This is a genomic window from Pseudomonas sp. SJZ079, assembly GCF_007993865.1.
In the GTDB taxonomy this organism is placed as follows: Bacteria; Pseudomonadota; Gammaproteobacteria; order Pseudomonadales; family Pseudomonadaceae; genus Aquipseudomonas.
On record NZ_VIUH01000003.1, the window covers coordinates 271,277 to 290,268 of the forward strand.

20 protein-coding genes are annotated in these 18,992 nt (G+C 63.2%); 13 read left to right on the forward strand and 7 right to left on the reverse strand.

The features are described 5' to 3' along the window. Positions 1-125 precede the first annotated feature (125 nt). Complete coding sequence (locus tag FBY03_RS05350) at positions 126-1,022, forward strand: AEC family transporter (protein ID WP_147171156.1); 897 nt, start codon at positions 126-128, stop codon at positions 1,020-1,022. Between the two features lie 23 nt (positions 1,023-1,045). On the opposite strand, the gene FBY03_RS05355 is transcribed toward FBY03_RS05350, so the two are convergent. Further along, positions 1,046-1,327, reverse strand: coding sequence for a hypothetical protein (locus FBY03_RS05355; protein WP_147171157.1), 282 nt, complete (start codon positions 1,325-1,327; stop codon positions 1,046-1,048). Positions 1,328-1,563: 236 nt separating this feature from the next. Between FBY03_RS05355 and FBY03_RS05360 the strand changes: the two genes are divergently transcribed. The 7 genes from FBY03_RS05360 to FBY03_RS05390 all read left to right on the forward strand — a co-directional run bounded on the left by FBY03_RS05360 (position 1,564) and on the right by FBY03_RS05390 (position 9,934). Further along, positions 1,564-2,454: a triacylglycerol lipase gene (locus tag FBY03_RS05360; protein WP_147171158.1), complete on the forward strand. Its 891-nt coding sequence runs from the start codon at positions 1,564-1,566 to the stop codon at positions 2,452-2,454. A 215-nt stretch (positions 2,455-2,669) separates the two neighbouring features. Beyond that, positions 2,670-3,176, forward strand: coding sequence for a TRAP transporter small permease subunit (locus FBY03_RS05365; RefSeq protein ID WP_147171159.1), 507 nt, complete (start codon positions 2,670-2,672; stop codon positions 3,174-3,176). Continuing rightward, positions 3,176-4,501 carry a TRAP transporter large permease subunit gene (locus FBY03_RS05370; RefSeq protein WP_147171160.1) on the forward strand — a complete coding sequence of 442 codons (1,326 nt, stop codon included), beginning with the start codon at positions 3,176-3,178 and terminating at the stop codon, positions 4,499-4,501. Before FBY03_RS05365 ends, FBY03_RS05370 begins: the two co-directional genes overlap by 1 nt. Positions 4,502-4,652: 151 nt before the next feature. Continuing rightward, positions 4,653-5,705, forward strand: a complete 1,053-nt coding sequence (dctP, locus tag FBY03_RS05375) for a TRAP transporter substrate-binding protein DctP (protein ID WP_147171161.1) — start codon at positions 4,653-4,655, stop codon at positions 5,703-5,705. A 173-nt stretch (positions 5,706-5,878) separates the two neighbouring features. Further along, positions 5,879-7,252: a glutamine synthetase family protein gene (locus FBY03_RS05380; protein ID WP_147171162.1), complete on the forward strand. Its 1,374-nt coding sequence runs from the start codon at positions 5,879-5,881 to the stop codon at positions 7,250-7,252. Between the two features lie 112 nt (positions 7,253-7,364). Then, positions 7,365-8,756, forward strand: coding sequence for an aldehyde dehydrogenase family protein (locus FBY03_RS05385; RefSeq protein ID WP_147171163.1), 1,392 nt, complete (start codon positions 7,365-7,367; stop codon positions 8,754-8,756). Between the two features lie 8 nt (positions 8,757-8,764). Continuing rightward, positions 8,765-9,934 (forward strand): iron-containing alcohol dehydrogenase, encoded by a 1,170-nt coding sequence (locus tag FBY03_RS05390; protein WP_147171164.1) that lies wholly within the window; start codon positions 8,765-8,767, stop codon positions 9,932-9,934. Positions 9,935-10,089: 155 nt separating this feature from the next. On the opposite strand, the gene FBY03_RS05395 is transcribed toward FBY03_RS05390, so the two are convergent. The 3 genes from FBY03_RS05395 to dksA all read right to left on the reverse strand — a co-directional run bounded on the left by FBY03_RS05395 (position 10,090) and on the right by dksA (position 12,213). Continuing rightward, a complete protein-coding gene (locus tag FBY03_RS05395) occupies positions 10,090-10,629 on the reverse strand; it encodes a hypothetical protein (protein WP_147171165.1) in 540 nt (179 codons plus the stop codon). A gap of 155 nt (positions 10,630-10,784) precedes the next feature. Beyond that, the gene (gene gluQRS / locus FBY03_RS05400) at positions 10,785-11,672 is read right to left on the reverse strand and encodes a tRNA glutamyl-Q(34) synthetase GluQRS (RefSeq protein ID WP_147171166.1); all 888 of its coding nucleotides are present in this window, start codon (positions 11,670-11,672) and stop codon (positions 10,785-10,787) included. Between the two features lie 97 nt (positions 11,673-11,769). Continuing rightward, positions 11,770-12,213 (reverse strand): RNA polymerase-binding protein DksA, encoded by a 444-nt coding sequence (gene dksA, locus FBY03_RS05405; RefSeq protein ID WP_025164746.1) that lies wholly within the window; start codon positions 12,211-12,213, stop codon positions 11,770-11,772. Between the two features lie 195 nt (positions 12,214-12,408). Here dksA and FBY03_RS05410 point away from each other — a divergent pair, with 195 nt between their 5' ends. Together FBY03_RS05410 and sfsA are read left to right on the forward strand one after the other, a co-directional pair. After that, positions 12,409-13,590: a pyridoxal phosphate-dependent aminotransferase gene (locus FBY03_RS05410; protein WP_147171167.1), complete on the forward strand. Its 1,182-nt coding sequence runs from the start codon at positions 12,409-12,411 to the stop codon at positions 13,588-13,590. Next, entirely contained in the window at positions 13,580-14,287 is a 708-nt protein-coding gene (gene sfsA, locus FBY03_RS05415) for a DNA/RNA nuclease SfsA (protein ID WP_147171168.1), read from the forward strand. Before FBY03_RS05410 ends, sfsA begins: the two co-directional genes overlap by 11 nt. A 60-nt stretch (positions 14,288-14,347) precedes the next feature. On the opposite strand, the gene FBY03_RS05420 is transcribed toward sfsA, so the two are convergent. Next, complete coding sequence (locus FBY03_RS05420) at positions 14,348-14,662, reverse strand: Rieske (2Fe-2S) protein (protein ID WP_147171169.1); 315 nt, start codon at positions 14,660-14,662, stop codon at positions 14,348-14,350. Between the two features lie 150 nt (positions 14,663-14,812). On the opposite strand from FBY03_RS05420, the gene FBY03_RS05425 reads away from it, so the two are divergent. The 3 genes from FBY03_RS05425 to FBY03_RS05435 are packed head-to-tail and all read left to right on the forward strand — an operon-like array spanning position 14,813 to position 17,508. Next, complete coding sequence (locus FBY03_RS05425) at positions 14,813-15,850, forward strand: iron ABC transporter permease (protein WP_147171170.1); 1,038 nt, start codon at positions 14,813-14,815, stop codon at positions 15,848-15,850. Then, the gene (locus FBY03_RS05430; protein ID WP_147171171.1) at positions 15,850-16,617 is read left to right on the forward strand and encodes a heme ABC transporter ATP-binding protein; all 768 of its coding nucleotides are present in this window, start codon (positions 15,850-15,852) and stop codon (positions 16,615-16,617) included. Before FBY03_RS05425 ends, FBY03_RS05430 begins: the two co-directional genes overlap by 1 nt. A 9-nt stretch (positions 16,618-16,626) precedes the next feature. After that, positions 16,627-17,508, forward strand: coding sequence for a ChaN family lipoprotein (locus tag FBY03_RS05435; protein WP_147171172.1), 882 nt, complete (start codon positions 16,627-16,629; stop codon positions 17,506-17,508). Between the two features lie 278 nt (positions 17,509-17,786). Here the strand turns inward: FBY03_RS05435 and FBY03_RS05440 are convergent, their stop codons facing one another. After that, complete coding sequence (locus FBY03_RS05440) at positions 17,787-18,584, reverse strand: Crp/Fnr family transcriptional regulator (RefSeq protein ID WP_147171173.1); 798 nt, start codon at positions 18,582-18,584, stop codon at positions 17,787-17,789. 106 nt (positions 18,585-18,690) lie between these two features. Then, a complete protein-coding gene (locus FBY03_RS05445; RefSeq protein WP_147171174.1) occupies positions 18,691-18,963 on the reverse strand; it encodes a TfoX/Sxy family protein in 273 nt (90 codons plus the stop codon). Positions 18,964-18,992: the final 29 nt, after the last annotated feature.

Below are 18,992 nucleotides of genomic sequence, written 5' to 3' on the forward strand. Positions count from 1 at the left end.
GTCCGCAACGTGCATGGGGCGAGTCGTATTTCGGTGGGCGCGCGCATACACTTGCGCCCTCACAAGCACGCCCCAGCGGGCGGCGTTTGCACTTTACGTTGCGTGGTTCAGGAGCCTCTCCATTGATGGTAGCTGTTCAGGCGATTCTGCCGATCTTTGCGTTGGTGCTGCTGGGCTACCTACTGGGTTGGCGTCAGTGGCTGAGCGCCGAGTCGGCGGTGGGCTTGGCCAACATCACCTTCAAGCTGTTCATGCCGACCTTGCTGTTTGCCGGTATCGCCAAGGCGCCCCTGGCCGACGGCCTGTCGCCGATGCTGCTGCTTGCCTACTACCTGCCGGTACTGCTGGTGTTTGGCCTGGTCAACCTGATCGCCCACCGGCAGCGCGGCACGGCCACACCGTTGGGGCTGGTCGCGGCCTATTCCAATAATGTACTAGTCGGCATTCCGCTGGTGACGACCCTGATGGGCTCGGCAGGGCTGGTGTATGTGTTCGCCATCCTGGTGTTTCACAGCCTCACGCTGTTCTCCCTGCATAGCTTCTACGCCGCCTTCGGTAGCCCGGAACGCGTCGATGCGAGGGGGCTGCTGAAGAACCTGGCCAACCCGATGATCATCGGTCTGCTGCTTGGCGCGTTGCTCAACGTCTCGGGGGTGAGTGTGCCGGAGCCGCTGTGGCGCATGTTCACCTGGCTGGCCCAGGCGGCGCTGCCCTGCGCCTTGATCGTGCTGGGCGTCAGCCTGTCACGCTACCGGCTGCGCCCTGGGCGCATGGTACTGGGCCTGGCCCTGGCCAAGCTGGTGCTGTTCCCGGCCATGGTCTGGTGGCTGAGCCAACAACTGCCCGGGCTGAACGACGAAGCGCGGGGCGTGCTGGTATTGCTGGCCGCCTGCCCCAGCGGGGTCAATGTCCTGGCCTTCGCAAAAGCTCCGGAAGACACCCGTAGCGTCAGCTCGGCGGTGTTTCTATCCACCGTACTGGCGGCGCTGACGCTGCCGTTATGGATGCTCCTGGTGGTCTAGCGGCAGAGCGCTTGCGTCCTGCTTCAGCCGACCTGGAGTTGCTCCAGTAGCCGCTCGGCACCGCCTTCGGCCACATGCAGGTGCTTTTGCCCAGGCGTGCGCGCCGCACCGTTCTGCGCAGTATGCAAGCGCTGCTCCAGCAGACGCTCGGCGCCGCCTTCGGCTACGTGGCGATCTTGCAGCTGAATTTCCGGCTGGCTGTCTCTCACCTCACCGAGCAGAGGTTGCGGCGTGTGGTTCGGCAGCGCGAAGGCGTTGGCGGCGAGCAGGCTCAGGCTCAGGCTGATAAGGAATTGGCGTTTCATGTCGGCTCCTCCAGGTGGGGGCTCAATGGCTACAGGAGGCAATACTAGGGACTTGGCGGAGGATAAGAAGTTGAGTGGCTCGATAGTACCCATCGACCCCTTTGATGGTCGGGCAAACCTCTCTATATCAGGGGTCTTGGTCGGTTCTGCGCTATGGTTAACCATGTCATTTGCGGCTGCCGACATGTTTGCCCGCGTCGCTCACTCAACTGCTTGTCGAACAGGGATGCTCCCTCATGTCCAACTCCGCGACACCGCGATACCCCCTGGTGCTGGTGCCGGGACTGCTGGGGTTCATCCGCCTGCTCGGCTACCCCTATTGGTTCGGCATCGTCTCGGCGCTGCGCCGGCAGGGCGCCAAGGTGTTTCCCGTGCTGGTGTCCTCGGTGCATTCCAGCGAGGTGCGTGGCGAGCAGTTGCTTGAGCGTATCGCCCAGGTCTTGCAGGAAACCGGCGCCGACAAGGTGCACCTGATCGGGCATAGCCAGGGCGCGTTGAGTGCCCGCTATGCGGCGGCGCTGAAACCGCAGTGGGTGGCCTCGGTGACCTCGCTGGCCGGGCCCAATCATGGCTCGGAGTTGGCCGATTTTCTCCAGCGTTGGGCGCCGCATGGCAGCCTGCGCGAGAAACTCCTGAGCGCCTTGTTGCGCGGCGTGGCGCGTTGCATGGCCTGGCTGGAAAGCGCTTATAAAGGGCCGCGCCTGCCCATGGATGTGGCCGCCGCGCAGCAATCGCTGACCACCGCCGGAGTCACCGCGTTCAACGCAAACTATCCACAAGGTCTGCCCGAAACCTGGGGCGGCGAAGGCGCGGAGGAGGTCAATGGGGTGCGCTATTACTCCTGGTCCGGCACCTTGCAACCGGGGATCACCAATCGTGGCGGCAACCGCCTGGATGGGCCGAATCTCGCCTGTCGGTTGTTCGCCCGCACCTTTCGCCGCGAGGCGGGACACTGCGATGGCATGGTCGGCCGCTATAGCTCGCACCTGGGAAAGGTGATTGCCGACGACTTGCCGTTGGATCATTTCGACATCATCAATCAGAGTTTCGGCCTGGTCGGCAAGGGCGCCGAACCGGTGCGCCTGTTCGTCGAGCATGCTCGGCGCCTGCACGATGTCGGGCTGTAGACGCGGCCCTCAAGTGCAAGCTTAGGCCGGTGTGCGGTTCGCGCCGATTAAGAGACCGTGCTGTACCTCCCCCGACTTAACGGTCCGGTTATTGGCTGACCAATGGTCCTGGTCGCGATGCGCTAGCAGCGCTGCGGGGTAGGGGCCTGGGCGAGTTGGCTTTAGCGAATCTTCGGCTAGTCTGATGAGATAGCGACTATTTCGCGGGAATTGGCATGCCAAAAGCCATAAGGGTGTTTGTCCGAGCAGTGGATGCGATGAACCGGATCATCGGTCGGTTCGCCATGTACCTGATCTTCGTCATGCTGGGTGTGCTGCTTTACTCCTCGATCAGCAAGACCTTCGCCGACCCGGCGATCTGGACCCTGGAAACCGCTCAGTTCCTGATGGTTGCCTACTTTCTCCTCGGCGGCGGCTACTCCATGCAGCTGGATGCCCATGTGCGCATGGACCTGTTCTACAGTCGCTGGTCGCCGCGCACCAGCGCGATCATGGACGCCATCACCGTCGGTTTCCTGATCTTTTACCTGGTATTCCTGCTCTACGGCGGAATCTCCTCGACCCACTATGCCCTGCAGTACGGCGAAACCAGCTACTCGGCCTGGTCGCCGCAGATGGCGCCGATCAAGATCATCATGACCGTCGGCGTGGCGCTGATGCTGCTGCAGTCGATCGCCACTTTCTTCAAGGATCTCGCCACGGCACGCGGAGAACCGCTGTAATGAGTTACGAACTCATCGCGCTGCTGATGTTCTCTACCATGATGTTGCTGCTGCTCACCGGCAAGCGGGTGTTCGGTGCCATTGGTTTCGTCGCGGTAGCCGCCGCCTTGCTGCTGTGGGGTGACGGCGGTTCGGAAGTGGCCTTCAACGCCGCGATGAAGTTGATGAAGTGGTACCCGCTGTTGACCCTGCCGATGTTTGTGTTCATGGGCTACATGCTCTCCGAGTCCGGGCTGGCCGAAGACCTCTACCGCATGTTCCACGTGTGGATGGGACCGCTGCACGGTGGCTTGGCCATTGGCACCATCGCCCTGATGGTGGTGATCTCGGCGATGAACGGCCTGAGCGTGGCCGGCATGGCCATTGGCGCCAGCATCGCCTTGCCGGAGCTACTGCGCCGCGGTTACGACAAGATCATGGTCACTGGGGTGATCCAGGCCGGCAGCTCCCTGGGCATCCTGATTCCGCCCAGCGTGGTGCTGGTGCTATACGGCATGATCGCTCGCCAGCCGGTGGGCCAACTGTGGCTGGCCGGGGTCTTTCCCGGGCTGATGATGGCGAGCATGTTCGTGCTCTATATCGTCATCCGTTGCCGTCTGAACCCGGCGTTGGGGCCTGCCCTGCCCGAAGAGGAGCGCCAGCAGATCGGCTGGGTCGAGAAACTGCGCCTGCTCAAGGCCGGCATCGCCCCGCTGTTTATTTTCTTCTGCATGACCGGGCTGTTCCTCATGGGTATCACCAGCCTGGTCGAGAGCTCGGCGGTCGGCGCGGCGGCGGCGACCTTTACGGCCTTGGTCAAAGGCCGGTTGAACCGTGAGGTGATGGAAGAGACCCTGCGCAAGACGCTCGGCATCACCTGCATGTTTATGTGGATCATCCTCGCCGCCTTGTGCTTTGGCGCGGTGTTCGATGGCCTCGGCGCGGTCAAGGCGATCGAAGGCTTCTTCGTCGACCGTCTGGGCCTGGGGCCCTGGCAGGTGCTGATCATGATGCAGCTGTCGTTCATCATCATGGGCATGTTCCTCGACGACACCGCCATGCTGGTGATCGTCGCGCCGCTGTACATCCCCCTGGTCGGCGCCCTGGGCTTCGACCTGATCTGGTACGGCGTGCTCTACACCATCACCTGCCAGATCGCCTACATGACTCCGCCCTTCGGCTACAACCTGTTCCTCATGCGCGCCATGGCGCCACCCGAGGTGACGCTGAGGGACATCTACGTTTCGGTCACCCCCTTCGTGCTGGTGATGATCCTCGCGCTGGTGCTGGTGATGATTTTCCCGCAGCTGGCGCTGTGGTTGCCCCAGTGGCACTACGCGCGCTGAACGAGAAAATTCGGGAACGCCAGTGGGCAATTGATCCGCTGTCGAGGATGGGCAGGCCCATCCACCTGAAAACGCTGCACCGACCTGGCTGGGTCGCAGTAGTGCTATGCGGTTGTATGACATCTGAATCGACATCAATGGAGATAACAGCATGAGTACGAGACGCGATTTCCTCAAGACGGCTGCGGTTACCACCGGGGCGGTTAGTGCTACGGCTCTGGGTTCGGCGCACATCTACGCCGCCGAGCCGAAGAAGATCACCTGGCGCCTGCAGACCTATGCGGGCCCGGCTCTGGCCGAGCATGTGATCAAGCCGTCCATCGATGCCTTCAACAAGGCGGCCAACGGTGAGATGGAGATCCAGTTGTACTTCGCCGATCAACTGGTGCCGACTGGTGAGCTGTTCCGCGCCATGCAGCGCGGCACCATCGACGCGGTGCAGAGCGACGACGACTCGATCGCCGCGCCGGTGGACGTCTCGGTATTCGGCGGTTACTTCCCCTTCGCCACCCGTTACAGCCTGGATGTGCCGGTGCTATTCGAGAAGTACGGCTTGCGGCAAATCTGGGAAGAGGCCTACGGCGAGGTCGAGGGCGTTACCTGGCTCGGTGCCGGGGCCTGGGACCCCTGCCATTTCGCCACGGTCGAGCCGATCAAGAGCCTGGCTGACCTCAAGGGCAAACGCATCTTCACCTTTCCCACCGCAGGCAAGTTCCTTGCTCGTTTCGGCGTGATCCCGGTGACCCTGCCCTGGGAGGACGTCGAGGTGGCGGTGCAGACCGGCGAACTGGACGGCATCACCTGGTCGGGCATCACCGAGGACTACACCGTCGGCTGGGCCAACGTCACCAAGTACTTCCTCACTAACAACATTTCCGGCGCCTGGATCGGCTCCTACTTCGCCAACTCGGAGAAGTGGGCCGAGGTGCCTGCGCACCTGCAGACCCTGTTCAAACTGTGCATGGACAGCTCCCACTATTACCGCCAGCACTGGTACTGGGGCGGCGAGGCGCAGTTGCGGGTCGAGGGCGGCAAGCTGCAGCTCACCACCATTCCCGACGCGGAATGGGCCACCGTCGAGGACGAGGCGCACAAGTTCTGGGACGAGATCGCCAAGGCCAGCCCACGCAGCGCCAAAGTGGTGGAGATCTTCAAGAAGTACAACGCCCTGATGGCCAAAGCCGGCCCGCCATACCGCTATTGAGACCGGTGTGGGCTGCCCTGATCGCGGCTCTCTGTGCTGCGTGCGCTAGCGCGTGGCTCGGGCTGCGGAGCGGTCGGTGGCCGCGACCCGGTTGGCCATCGGCATCAGGCAAGGCTTAGTCGACTGACATCGCCGACAGCGGAGGTCGGCCATAACAATAAACAGGGGTGCATATGCTCAATCCGCGGGATGTTAAAACCATCGAGGACGCTAAACGCATCGTCGAAGAGCGCGGTCTTAGCCACATCAAGGTGGGCGTCTTCGATAACGATGGGGTGATGCGCGGCAAATACCTCAGCCGCAGCAAGTTCTTCTCCGCCCTGGAGCACGGCTTCGCCTTCTGCGACGTGGTGCTGGGCTGGGACGTCAAGGACCAGCTGTATGACAATGCCAGCTATACCGGCTGGCACACCGGTTACCCGGACGCACCGGTGCGGGTGCTTGCGCATACCTGCCGGGATATCCCCTTCGAGAACGGCATGTTGCTGTTTATCTGCGAGTTCGATCAGCAGGCCGAGAAAGTCTGTCCGCGCGGCACGCTGCGCCGGGTGATCGAGCGCTGTCAGGCGATGGGCTTCGACGCCTATGCGGCGCTGGAGTATGAGTTCTTCATCTTCGATGAAACCCCGGAGTCGGTGCGCGAAAAGGGTTATCGCAACCTCAAACCCTTCACTCCGGGCTGGTTCGGCTACTCGACCATCCGCAGTTCGGTGCACGCCGAGCTGTATCACGAGATTCTCGAGATGGCCGAGCGCATGGACTTTCCCATCGAGGGGCTGCACACCGAGACCGGGCCGGGTGTGCTGGAGGCCGCGATTGCCTACGATCATGCCGAAGCGGCGGCGGACAAGGGCGCCTTGTTCAAGACCTTCATGAAGGTGCTGGCCCAGCGCAACGGCCTGATGGCCACTTTCATGGCCAAGTGGTCGGGCGCCTATCCGGGGCAGAGCGGGCATATACACGTTTCCCTGCGCGACCGTGCCAGCAACAAGTCGGCCTTCTACGACCCCGGCCAACCGCACAACATGAGCCAGATTCAGCGGCACTTTCTCGCCGGCCAGCAGCGCCTGATGCCCGAGTTCCTGTGCATGGTGGCGCCCACCCTGAACAGCTACCGGCGCATGATTCCGGGCTTCTGGGCACCGACCGACGCCACTTGGGGCGTGGAAAACCGTACCGCCGCGCTACGGGTGATTCCCGGCAGCGACAAGTCGCAGCGCCAGGAGTACCGCCTGGGGGCGGCGGACGGCAATCCCTACCTGGCCCTGTCGGTGGCCTTGGCGTCTGGCCTGTACGGCATCATGCAGAAGTGGGAGCCGACCGATCCGGTGGTCGGTAACGCCTATGCGCAGAAGCATCCCGAAGAGTTGGCCCTGCCGCGCACCCTGTGGGATGCGGCGCAGCGGCTGAAGGCTTCCAAGGCGGCGCGTGAGTTGTTCGGTGATCCGTTCGTCGAACATTTCGCCGCCAGCCGCGAATGGGAGGAACGTGAATACCGTCGGCATGTCAGCGATTGGGAGTTGGATCGCTACTTCGAAATCATCTGAGTCACGCACGTCCCTTCTTGTAGCCCGGATGCAATCCGGGGGGCGGCTCGACCCCATCCCGTATTGCATCCGGGCTACGTGTCTATCGGCACAGGCTTCTACGGAGCGAGCAATGAGCAAGCAATTGCAGTGCATTTCCCCCATCGACGGCTCGGTGTATGTCGAGCGTCCCCTGGCTTCGGCCAGCGAAATAGAGGCGGCCCTGACCAGGGCCGAGCAGGCGCAGAAAGTCTGGAAGCACACCCCGCTGGCCGAGCGTGTCGCCATCGCGCGCAAGGCCATTGCCGCCTTCGCCGCCAAGGAAAGCCAACTGGCCGAAGAGCTGTGCTGGATGATGGGCCGGCCGATCCGCTACGCCGCCGGCGAGGTCCGTGGCTTTGTCGAGCGCGCCAGCCATATGGCGGATATCGCCGAGAGTGCCCTGGCCGATATCCAGCTGCCGGCCAAGCCCGGCTTCATCCGTTTTATCCGCCGCGAGCCGCTGGGCGTGGCCCTGGTTATCGCACCCTGGAATTACCCTTACTTGACCGCGGTGAATGCCGTGCTGCCGGCGCTGCTGGCCGGCAACGCGGTATTGCTCAAGCATTCGGCGCAGACGCCCCTGTGCGCCGAGCACATGGTTGAGGCCTTCGCCGAGGCGGGGCTGCCGGACGGGGTGTTTCAGTACCTGCACCTCAGTCATGCCGATACCGAGCAACTGATCAAGGCCCCGGCGGTGCAGCATGTGGCGTTCACCGGCTCGGTGCCGGGCGGCGCCATGGTCGAACGCGCAGCGGCGGGGCGCTTCATCGGCACGGGACTGGAACTGGGCGGCAAGGACCCGGCCTACGTGCGCGCCGATGCCGATCTCGCCCATGCGGTGGAGACCAGCATCGATGGCGCCTTCTTCAACTCCGGGCAGTCCTGCTGCGGCATCGAGCGCATCTACGTGCACGAGACGCTGTACGACACCTTCGTCGAGCAGGCGGTGGCCCTGGTCAAACAATACCAACTGGGCCGCTCCGACGACCCCGAGACTACTCTGGGCCCCTTGGTGCGCAGCGAGGCGGCCGACTTCGTCCGTCGGCAGATCGCCGAGGCCGTGGCTCAGGGTGCCACCGCCCATATCGACGCGGCAACCTTCGCCCTGGACAAACCCGGCACCCCCTACCTGGCGCCGCAGGTACTGAGCGGCGTACACCATGGCATGCGGGTGATGACCGAGGAATCCTTTGGCCCAGTGGTCGGCATCCAGAAGGTCAAGGACGATGAGGAGGCGCTGGCGTTGATGAACGACAGCGAGTTCGGCCTCACCGCCGCGATTTTCAGTCGCGATGTCGAGGCCGCACTGGCCCTGGCCGACCGGGTCGAGGCCGGCACGGTGTTCCTCAACCGCTGCGACTACCTCGATCCGGCGCTGGCCTGGACCGGGGTGAAGAACTCCGGGCATGGTTGCAGCCTGTCGAGTGTCGGCTACGAGCACCTGACCCGGCCGAAATCCTTCCACTTCAAGACTCAGCTGTGAGGCGCGTCATGGACCTGAACCACTACCGCATGAACTGGAACTACCCGACCGCGATCCGTGTCGGCGCGGGACGCATCGTCGAACTGCCAGCCGCCTGTCGCGAGTTGGGCATGCGCGCGCCCCTGCTGGTCACCGACCCCGGCCTGGCCGGCCTGTCGATGATCGATCACGCCCTGCTGCAGTGCCGTGACGATGGCCTCAAGGCCGGGCTGTTCTCGGCGATCAAGGGCAACCCCACCGGGCAGAACGTGATGGACGGCGTTGCCGCCTTCAAGGACGGCGGCCACGACGGGGTGATCGCCTTCGGCGGTGGTTCGGCGCTGGACGCCGGCAAGGCCATCGCCCTGATGGCCGGGCAGGACCGCCCCCTGTGGGATTTCGAGGACATCGGTGACAACTACCTGCGGGTCAATGTCGCCGGCATGGCGCCGGTGGTGGCGGTGCCGACCACCGCCGGTACCGGCTCGGAAGTCGGCCGCGCCTCGGTGATCACCGACGAGGTGGCGCACATCAAACGCATCATCTTCCACGCCCGCATGCTCCCGGCCCTGGTGATTCTCGACCCGCAGCTGACCCTCGGTCTGCCGGCCAAGATCACTGCCGCCACCGGCATGGACGCGCTGTCGCACAGTTTGGAGGCGTATTGCTCGCCACTGTTCCACCCCATGGCCGAAGGCATCGCGCTGGAAGGCATGCGCCTGGTGCAGCAGTACCTGCCGCGCGCAGTGGCCAAGGGCGCGGATGTCGAGGCGCGCCTGCAGATGCTGGTGGCCTCGAGCATGGGTGCCACCGCCTTCCAGCGCGGCCTGGGCGCCATGCACGCCCTGGCGCATCCGCTCGGCGCCTTGTACGACGCCCACCACGGGCTGCTCAACGCGGTGCTGATGCCCTACGTGTTGCAGGCCAATAAGGCCAGCATCGAAGCGCAGATGGAAAAACTTGCGCGCTACCTGGGCCTGAAAAAACCAGGCTTCGCCGGGGTGCTCGACTGGGTGCTGGAGCTGCGTAGCGAGGTGGGTATCCCGCATAGCCTGGGCGAGATCGGCATCGACGACAGGCGCATCGAGCAGGTTGGCAAGATGGCTGAGGTCGATCCCTCGGCGGGCACCAATCCGACTACTTTCACTGCGGCGCAATACAGCCAGTTGTTCGAGAAAGCGCTGCGCGGAGAATTGTAGAGCCGTGGCGGCCTCCCCAAGGCGACTAGTCTGTCCCGTCTGGGGCCGGAATAACCTAAGCGCGCCTGATTCACCAGCAGCACTACGAATTGCAGGTGCGGAGCATTGCCGATCGAGTGATTGCGGCTGGAGTTGGCGGTCGGCTACCTGTGCAGCTATTCGTTTGCCGCCGCTAGCGCAGCCTTCAACGCCTCGTAAGCTGGTACTGCGTAAATCCCCACTTCGACGCACAGCTCCATGACGCGCGGCAGGTCGCTGCTGTACACCAGCACGGCTTGCAGCTCGTCATCCAGCGGCTCGCTGAAATCCAGCAGTACATAGCCCTGGGTCTCCGGGCTCATGCTGCTGAGCTGCACCTGGATGCGGTTCAGTGCCTTCAGTGGTTCAACTTTCTGCAGCTGTTTGGGCTTGATGTTGAAGGGTACGCCCGGGCCGAAGGAGTCGACTATCTGCTGGAACAGCTCGGCGTAGTTGTCGGCCTGGAACAGCACGGTGTCCGGCAGGCTGCCGACGATCACCCATTCGCCGAGCGGGATGGGGAAGCTGTCGTCGTAGTTGATATCCGGATTGGCCGTGAGAAACGCCAGTGGGTCGGCATAGGCTTGGGTGGCTTCCTCGGCGATGCGGGCTATTTCATCCGGCCCCATGCAGCCCGAGCTTATCTTGCTGATCAGTTCTTCGAGCTGAGCGTTCATTGGCAGGGTCCTGTGAGTGAGTTGAATGAGTAATGGGCGCAAGGATAAGGTAACTGGCCCCTGTCGAGACACCGCAAAGTAGCCCGGATGGAGTCCGGGGGGCGTCACGTCCGGGAGATGGTTTTCCCGGATTGCTTGCGGCTACAGCTCAACGCTCAGCGCAGTTGCGCCTCGTCCAGGGTGCGCCGGCAGGGAATCAGCTCGGCGTTCCAGTGCCGAGCGGCCCAGCTCAACAGCTCAGGCGCGCGGGCCTCCTCAAGCTCGCTGGGCACCCGTTGCCCCAGTGTATGCAGGCCGCGGATCAGCAGCGCAGTGGCCTGGTCCGCCGGCAGCGGCGGTGAACGGTAGGACTTGCCCAGCTTATGCCCATCCGGCTGGAGGATCAGCGGTACGTGCAGGTAGCGCGGTTGTGGCAGGCCGAGCAGCTCTTGCAGGTACAGTTGGCGCGGGGTTGAATCGAGCAGGTCGGCGCCGCGGACCACGTCGGTGATACCTTGCCAGGCATCGTCGAGTACCACCGCCAGTTGATAGGCGAACAGCCCGTCGCGGCGGCGAATCACGAAGTCGCCGACTTCCTGGCTCAGGTGCTGGCGGTACTCGCCCTGCACGCGGTCGTTGAAGTGATAGGCCACGTTGGGCACGCGCAGACGAATGGCCGCATCCTGCGTGGCATGTCCGGCATCGCGGCAGAAACCGGGGTAGATGCCCTGATAGCCCTCCAGCTGCTTGCGTGAGCAGGTGCAGGCATAGGCCAGGCCCTGGTCGACAAGGCGCTCGATCAGGGCGGCGTACTCGGCATGCCGTTCGCTCTGCCGAACCAGCTCGCCGTCCCACTCGAAACCGTAGGTTTCCAGGGTCTTGAGAATCGCATCTTGTGCACCGGGGACTTCGCGCGGCGGATCGAGGTCTTCCATGCGCAGCAGCCAGCGCCCGCCCACGGCGCGCGCGTCGAGGTAGGAGGCGAGGGCTGCGACCAGGGAGCCGAAGTGCAGGTAACCACTGGGGGTGGGGGCGAAGCGACCAATGTAGCTGGGGGCGTTCATCTGGGCGAGGGTGAGCCAGTTGCCGGGGAGAGGTTTCGGGGCGTCGGCGATAGTGCAGCAGAAACAACACGGGGCGCCTAAGCGCCCCGTAATCGGGTCAGGACCCGACTTGCTTTTCCCTGATTTCCGCCAGGGTCTTGCAGTCGATGCACAGTGTCGCGGTGGGGCGCGCTTCCAGACGGCGGATGCCGATCTCGACGCCACAGGAATCACACCAGCCGTAATCGTTGTCTTCGATCAACTGCAGGGTCTCGTCGATCTTTTTGATCAGCTTGCGCTCGCGATCACGGGCACGCAGCTCCAGGCTGAACTCTTCTTCCTGGCTGGCACGGTCGGCCGGGTCGGGGAAGTTGGCCGCTTCGTCCTGCATGTGGTGCACGGTACGGTCGACTTCCTGCATCAATTCCAGCTTCCAGGTATTGAGGATGCTGGTGAAGTGGGCGCGCATCGGCTCACTCATGTACTCCTCGCCCTTGCCTTCTTTGTAGGGTTCGAAGCCACGAATCAGTTGACTGCTTTTTGCTTTTGCTTTGGTGGGCATGGATGACCGCCTCTCACATTCTCTAATCCACTGCGCAGGATGATGTCCATTGCCGGTTATAAAACGGCCCTGCGACTGCAAGCGGGCGAACTTACCAGAACAACTCAAGCCGCGCCACTCCCGGTTGTCGAGGTTGCTGACGTTTCGCCGAGACGTTGGTTAGAATCCGCGCCTCAACTCTATAAAGGCAAGACCATGGCCCAGCCTTACAGTGCCCGCAGCCGCGCCATCGAACCCTTTCACGTCATGGCCTTGCTCGCCCGCGCCAACCAGTTGCAGGCCGATGGCTGTGATGTGATTCACCTGGAAATCGGTGAGCCGGATTTCACCACCGCGGCGCCTATCGTCGCGGCCGGCCAGGCTGCCCTGGCTGCAGGACATACGCGCTATACGGCAGCGCAGGGTATTCCGGCCCTGCGCGAGGCGATTGCCGGCTTCTATGCGCAACGTTATCGATTGAGCATAGACCCTGAACGGATTTTGATTACCCCGGGTGGTTCCGGCGCCTTGTTATTGGCCACCAGCCTGTTGGTCGATCCGGGTAAGCATTGGCTACTGGCCGATCCGGGTTACCCCTGCAATCGCCACTTCTTGCGCTTGATCGAAGGCGCCGCGCAGCTGGTGCCGGTGGGCCCGGAGGTGCGTTATCAGCTGACCCCAGCACTGGTTGAACGGCATTGGGACCGCGATAGCGTCGGCGCCCTGGTCGCGTCGCCAGCCAACCCGACCGGCACCTTGCTGCAGCGCGATGAGTTGGCTGGCCTGTCGCGGGCCTTGAAAGATCGCGGGGGGCATTTGGTGGTCGACGAGATCTACCACGGCCTGACCTACGGGGTCGACGCGGCCAGCGTGCTGGAAGTGGATGATGAGGCATTCGTGCTCAACAGCTTTTCCAAGTATTTCGGCATGACCGGCTGGCGTCTCGGCTGGCTGGTGGCCCCGCCCGCGGCGGTGCCGGAACTGCAGAAACTGGCGCAGAACCTCTATATCAGCGCGCCGAGCATGGCCCAGCACGCCGCGCTGGCCTGTTTCGAACCGCAGACCCTGGAGATTCTCGAGCAGCGCCGCGATGAGTTTGCGCGGCGACGCGACTTCTTGCTGCCGGCGCTACGTGAGCTGGGTTTCAAGATTGCGGTAGAACCAGAAGGCGCCTTCTATTTATATGCGGACATCAGCGCGTTTGGCGGCGACGCCTTCGCCTTCTGTCAGCATTTTCTGGAAACCGAGCATGTGGCCTTTACTCCCGGTCTGGACTTCGGTCGGCATCAGGCCGGGCAGCATGTGCGGTTTGCCTACACGCAGAGTCAGGCGCGACTGCAGCAGGCCGTCGAGCGCATCGCCCGTGGCCTGAAAACCTGGCGGCCCCATGCACTTTGATCCGCCACTGGAGCAGGGGCGTCTGTTACGTCGTTACAAGCGTTTCCTCGCCGATATCGAAACCGCCAACGGCGAGTTGCTGACCATCCATTGCGCCAATACCGGCTCGATGCTCAATTGCATGGGCGAAGGTGCGCGGGTCTGGTTCAGCCGTTCCAGTGATCCCAAACGCAAGTTGCCGGGCACCTGGGAAATTGGCGAGACACCGCACGGTCGCCTGGCCTGCATCAATACGGCGCGGGCCAACGGCTTGGTCGAGGAGGCGTTGCATGCCGGGCTAATCGTCGAGTTGGCCGGTTTTAGTGGGCTTAAGCGCGAAGTGCCCTATGGGCAGGAACGCAGTCGGGTGGATTTTCGTCTGGACTATCCGAGCGGCCCTGCCTTCGTCGAAGTGAAAAGCGTGACCCTGGGCTTCGCTGATTCGACGGTCGCGGCCTTTCCCGATGCGCGTACCGAGCGCGGCAGCAAGCATTTGCGTGAGCTGGCCGCCTTGGCTCGCGCGGGTGTGCGTGCGGTGCAGTTGTACTGCGTGAACCTCTCCGGCATCGACGCAGTGCGCCCGGCCGAGGAGATTGACCCCGCGTATGCCGCAGCCTTGCGCGAGGCGGTTATGGCCGGCGTCGAGGTGTTGGCCTATGGCGTGGACATCAGCCCCGAAGGTATTCGCCTGGCGCGCAGGCTCGAGGTGGCGCTATAGCCCGGATGTAATCTGAGGGCATTGTTTGTTTGCATAAACCGCTCCCGGATTGCATCCGGGCTACAGGAGCCAAATCCCTTCGCTGTTTTCCTCGCAGTTCAGCCCCTCGAGCGATTGCCCGGCGCAGGGCCCAGCCACGCATTCTCCCGAATCGATCAGGAACAGCGCGCCATGGGTAGCGCACTGGATCAGACTGGCGCTGGCGTCGAGAAACTGGTCGGGCTGCCATTCCAGAGGAATGCCACGGTGCGGGCAACGGTTCAGGTAGGCGTATACCTGGCCGTCCTTGCGCACGGCAAACAGCTTGTTTTCTGCAATCACAAAGCCCCGGCTCTGACCTTCAGTCAGCTCATCCGGAGCGCATAAACGAATCATCGGCATCTCCACGTAGGCGCGCATTATCCTCTACTGTTAGCGACTGCCAAGAGGCATGAGCTGTCGGGGCGTAGTCGTTTGACTGGCAGCCTGTCGCACAGCCTCTTATCCTGCCAGCCAACCTCTGACTGCCGAAGCCAAGTCCACGCCATGCATCCTGTTATTCAGCCGCGCTCACTGTTTATTGCTCTGGGCATACTGCTTGCGTTGGCGCTGTGGTTGTCCCTGGCGTTGGGGCCGGTCAACCTGCCGCTGGCCGATACCCTGCAAGCGGCGTTGCGCCTGCTGGGGTTACCCGTGGGCGGCGCAGAATTGCAGCAGGCCGAGCTGATTCTCGGGCAAATCCGCTTGCCGCGCAGTTTGCTCGGTCTGACGGTGGGCGCGGTGCTGGCGTTATGCGGGGTGGCCATGCAGGGCTTGTTCCGTAACCCGTTGGCCGATCCTGGCTTGGTCGGTGTGTCCAGCGGCGCGGCCCTGGGCGCGGCCCTGGCCATCGTCGGAGGCGCGGCGCTGGGTGGCCTGCCGGAGCCCTTTGCACCTTATCTATTGTCGTTCTGTGCCTTTGTCGGCGGGCTCGGGGTGACTGCATTGGTCTATCGTCTGGGGCGCCGCGATGGCCAGACCAGTGTCGCCACCATGCTCTTGGCCGGGATCGCCCTGACCGCCCTGGCCGGCGCGGCGATTGGCCTGTTTACCTACCTGGCCGACGACGCGACGTTGCGCACCCTGACCTTCTGGAACCTCGGCAGCCTCAATGGCGCCAGTTATGCCCGGCTCTGGCCGTTACTGCTGGTCACGGTCGCGGTGGCACTGTGGTTGCCGCGCCGGGCCAAGGCGCTGAATGCACTGCTGTTAGGCGAATCGGAAGCACGCCACTTGGGCTTTGCGGTCGAGGGGATCAAGCGTGAGCTGGTGCTGTGCACCGCCCTCGGGGTGGGGGCTGCGGTAGCTGCAGCGGGGCTGATCGGCTTCATCGGCCTGGTGGTGCCGCATCTGATGCGTCTGTTGATTGGTCCGGATCACCGACTGTTGTTGCCGGCGTCGGCGTTGGCGGGCGCAAGCCTGCTGCTGCTGGCCGACCTGCTCGCACGTCTGCTGTTGGCGCCGGCGGAGTTGCCATTGGGAATTGTCACCGCGTTGATCGGCGCACCGTTCTTCCTCTACCTACTCGTGCGAGGACGCGCCTGATGCTGCGCGCGGAGAATCTGGCGGTGCAGCGTGGTCCGCGTACGGTGCTGGCGGGGATCGACCTGCAGCTGCAACCGGGCCAGGTGCTGGGCGTGCTCGGCCCGAATGGCGCGGGCAAGAGCACCTTGCTCGGCGCCCTCTGCGGTGAACTGCACCCGGCTGAGGGCCAGGTCTACCTGGATCAGCGCCGGCTCAGCGATTGGCCGGGCGGTGAGCGGGCGCAACGGCTGGCGGTTTTGCCGCAGAGTTCGACGCTGAGTTTTGCCTTTCCTGTCGAGGCTGTCGTGGCGATGGGCCGATTGCCCCACGCCAGTGGCCGCGTGCGCGATGCGCAGATCATCCGCGAGGCGCTGCTGGCCGCGGACGCCGCACATTTGACCGGGCGCAGTTACCTGGCCTTGTCTGGCGGTGAGCGGCAACGCGTGCACCTGGCGCGGGTATTGGCGCAACTCTGGCCAGGCGGGGCGGGACAGGTCCTGCTGTTGGACGAACCGACCTCGATGCTCGATCCCTTGCATCAGCACACCACCCTGCAAGCCGTGCGGACTTTCGCCGAGCAGGGCGCGTCAGTCTTGCTGATTCTGCATGACCTGAACCTGGCGGCGCGCTACTGCGATCGTCTGTTGTTGCTCGACCGCGGCCGGCCCCATGCCCTGGGCAGCCCCGAGGAGGTACTGCGCGCCGAGCCGCTGCACGCCGTATTCGGCTTGCAGGTGCTGGTGCAACGCCATCCAGAGCGCGGTCATCCGCTCATCGTCGCCCGCTGAGGAGAACCCATGCGCGTCCTTGTCATCGCCTTGCTGGTGCTCCTGACGGGCTGTCAGAGCGCTTTGCCGCCCCTGCCCACTTGGCAGAGTCCACTGGGCCTGACGCATGCTGATCTGGGGCGGATTGAGGATCTGCGTACCGGCGAGCGACTGACGCCACGGCAACTGGTCGAGCGTCTGACCAAGGCGCCACGGGTGCTGATCGGCGAACAGCACGACAACCCCGATCACCATGCCCTGCAGCTCTGGCTGTTGCGTGCCCTGGCCGCGCAGCGGCAGCAGGGCAGTCTATTGCTGGAAATGCTGACGCCGGACCAGCAAACCAAGGTGGATGCCGTGCGTGCGCAGTTGGCGGCCAATAAGCCGGTTGCCGATCTGCAGCGCGCACTGGCTTGGCAACGCGGCTGGAACTGGGCGCTGTATGAGCCGCTGGTACGGCATGCTCTGAGCCAGCCCTATCCGTTGTTGGCGGCCAATCTGCAGCGTGCTGAGGTGCTGCAGGTCTATCGCCGGCCAGCGCCCTTGAACGGCGCGGCGTCGACGGCGCAAAGGGTGCGTCAGCCGTTGCTGGAGCAGATTCGCGTCTCTCACTGCGGCCTGCTGCCGGACAGTCAGTTGCCGGCCATGCTCGCCGTGCAACAGCAACGCGATCGACGCATGGCCGAGGCCCTGCTGGCGGCGCCCGAGCCCAGTCTGCTAATTGCCGGAGCCTTTCATGTGCGCCGTGACCTGGGCGTTCCCTTGCACCTGGTCGATCTGAACCCGCTGGCGGACAGCCTGGTGTTGCTCCTCGCCGAGGTCGGCAAGCCGGTTAATGCGGCTGCGGCCGATTTCGTCTGGTACAGCGCCGCGTTGCCCGAGCAGGATCACTGCGCCGACTTGCGTCCTTGAGTTGTTGCCGACAAGTAGTTGCGGGCGCCACATTTCTGCGCGCAAAAAAAAAGACCCGGCAAGAGCCGGGTCAATAACCGTGATTAGCCTGATGAGGAGATAACCTTAAGAGTCCTGTAAGTCTCTTGAGCTTATCGGCTGATCTCGCGATCAGCTGCGATAATAATAACAATTATCATTTGCAAGTCAATGGTCTTCGCTACATATATTTGCGTGCTGCGGCGCCTCTCGAAAACCTGGCATGGCTGACCCCTGGCACTAATGTCCGCAGCGGGTCTTCATATGGCGGCTGGCAAACGCAGCTGGGTGACTTCCTTGTTGAGCAAGTCGATGCGCCGGGCCATGTTCTCGATCAGGCTATGGGCGATCCGCGGATTACTCTGCATCAAACTGAGGAATTGTTCCTTGGGGATCACCATCACCGTGCAGGGCTCACAGGCCACCACGGTGGCGCTGCGTTTCTCGCGGGTGAAGACGGCCATGGCACCGAAGATTTCGTCTTTCTGCACGTCGCCGACCTTGTGCCCGTCGACGTAAGCCTCGGCGCGGCCCTCGATGATGATGAACACATGGTCGGCGGCCGCACCTTGGAGGATCAGCTCTTCGCCGGCAGCGAAGTGCTGGAAGCCGGTAGCGGGGCGGATATCCGGCTGCTTGAGGCGAGCCAAAGCATCGGAAAGCAGGGCGGTATGGCCGATCAGGTACTGGATGAACAACTCTTGGCGTTGCTCGCTGGCATAGATGTGCTTGAACACTTCGCTACGCGAGTAGGGGATCAGGCTCAGTGGCTCTTCGCTGCTGAAGCGGCAACTGGGCAGGTCGATACCCTGGCGCAAGCCGACCAAGTCGCCTTCCTGTAGATAGAACAGCGGCCGTTCGCTGACCAGGGCGTGCAGCAAGCCATTTTCAATTATGAACAACTGGTTGTCCGGCAGCATTGTGGCCAGATCCTCGACCCCTTCCAGCTGTAGGGGCGAACCGCTAGGTGACAGGCCTTCCAGCAGCTGCGTGGGGATGCTTTGCAGTCGGTTGATCAGTTGATCGGCGTAAGCCGGTTGCTCACCGAGTAAATACATACGCGTAATTCCTTGAACTGGCTAGGCTGGCTGAAACGCACGAAAGGCCCTAAAACAATAGGCGGCGTCCTCTCTCAGGTAAATCATTGTCGGCAAAGGTTGTGAGCTAGCTCTTGTTGTTGAACGAGCAGGCTTCGAGTTGGCCGTTCAATTCTGCTTTGTGCGCGGGCGGCAACTGATTCCAGTGCACATCCAGAAGTGCCCCTTCGATGGCGTAGAGCAAGACTTTGGAGGCACGAAAGCCGCGCGCGCGTACAGCGCGATAGGCACTGACCGCGCCGAGCCGGCGCAGGTCGTTGGCGCTGTGGATGCCAACGGCATGCAGCCACTGCGCCGAGGTCTTGCCAAGGTTTTTCAGGTGTTGCAGTTCGTCGTTCATCGGGGCTCCTTGCATGGCCAGGGGCGGCT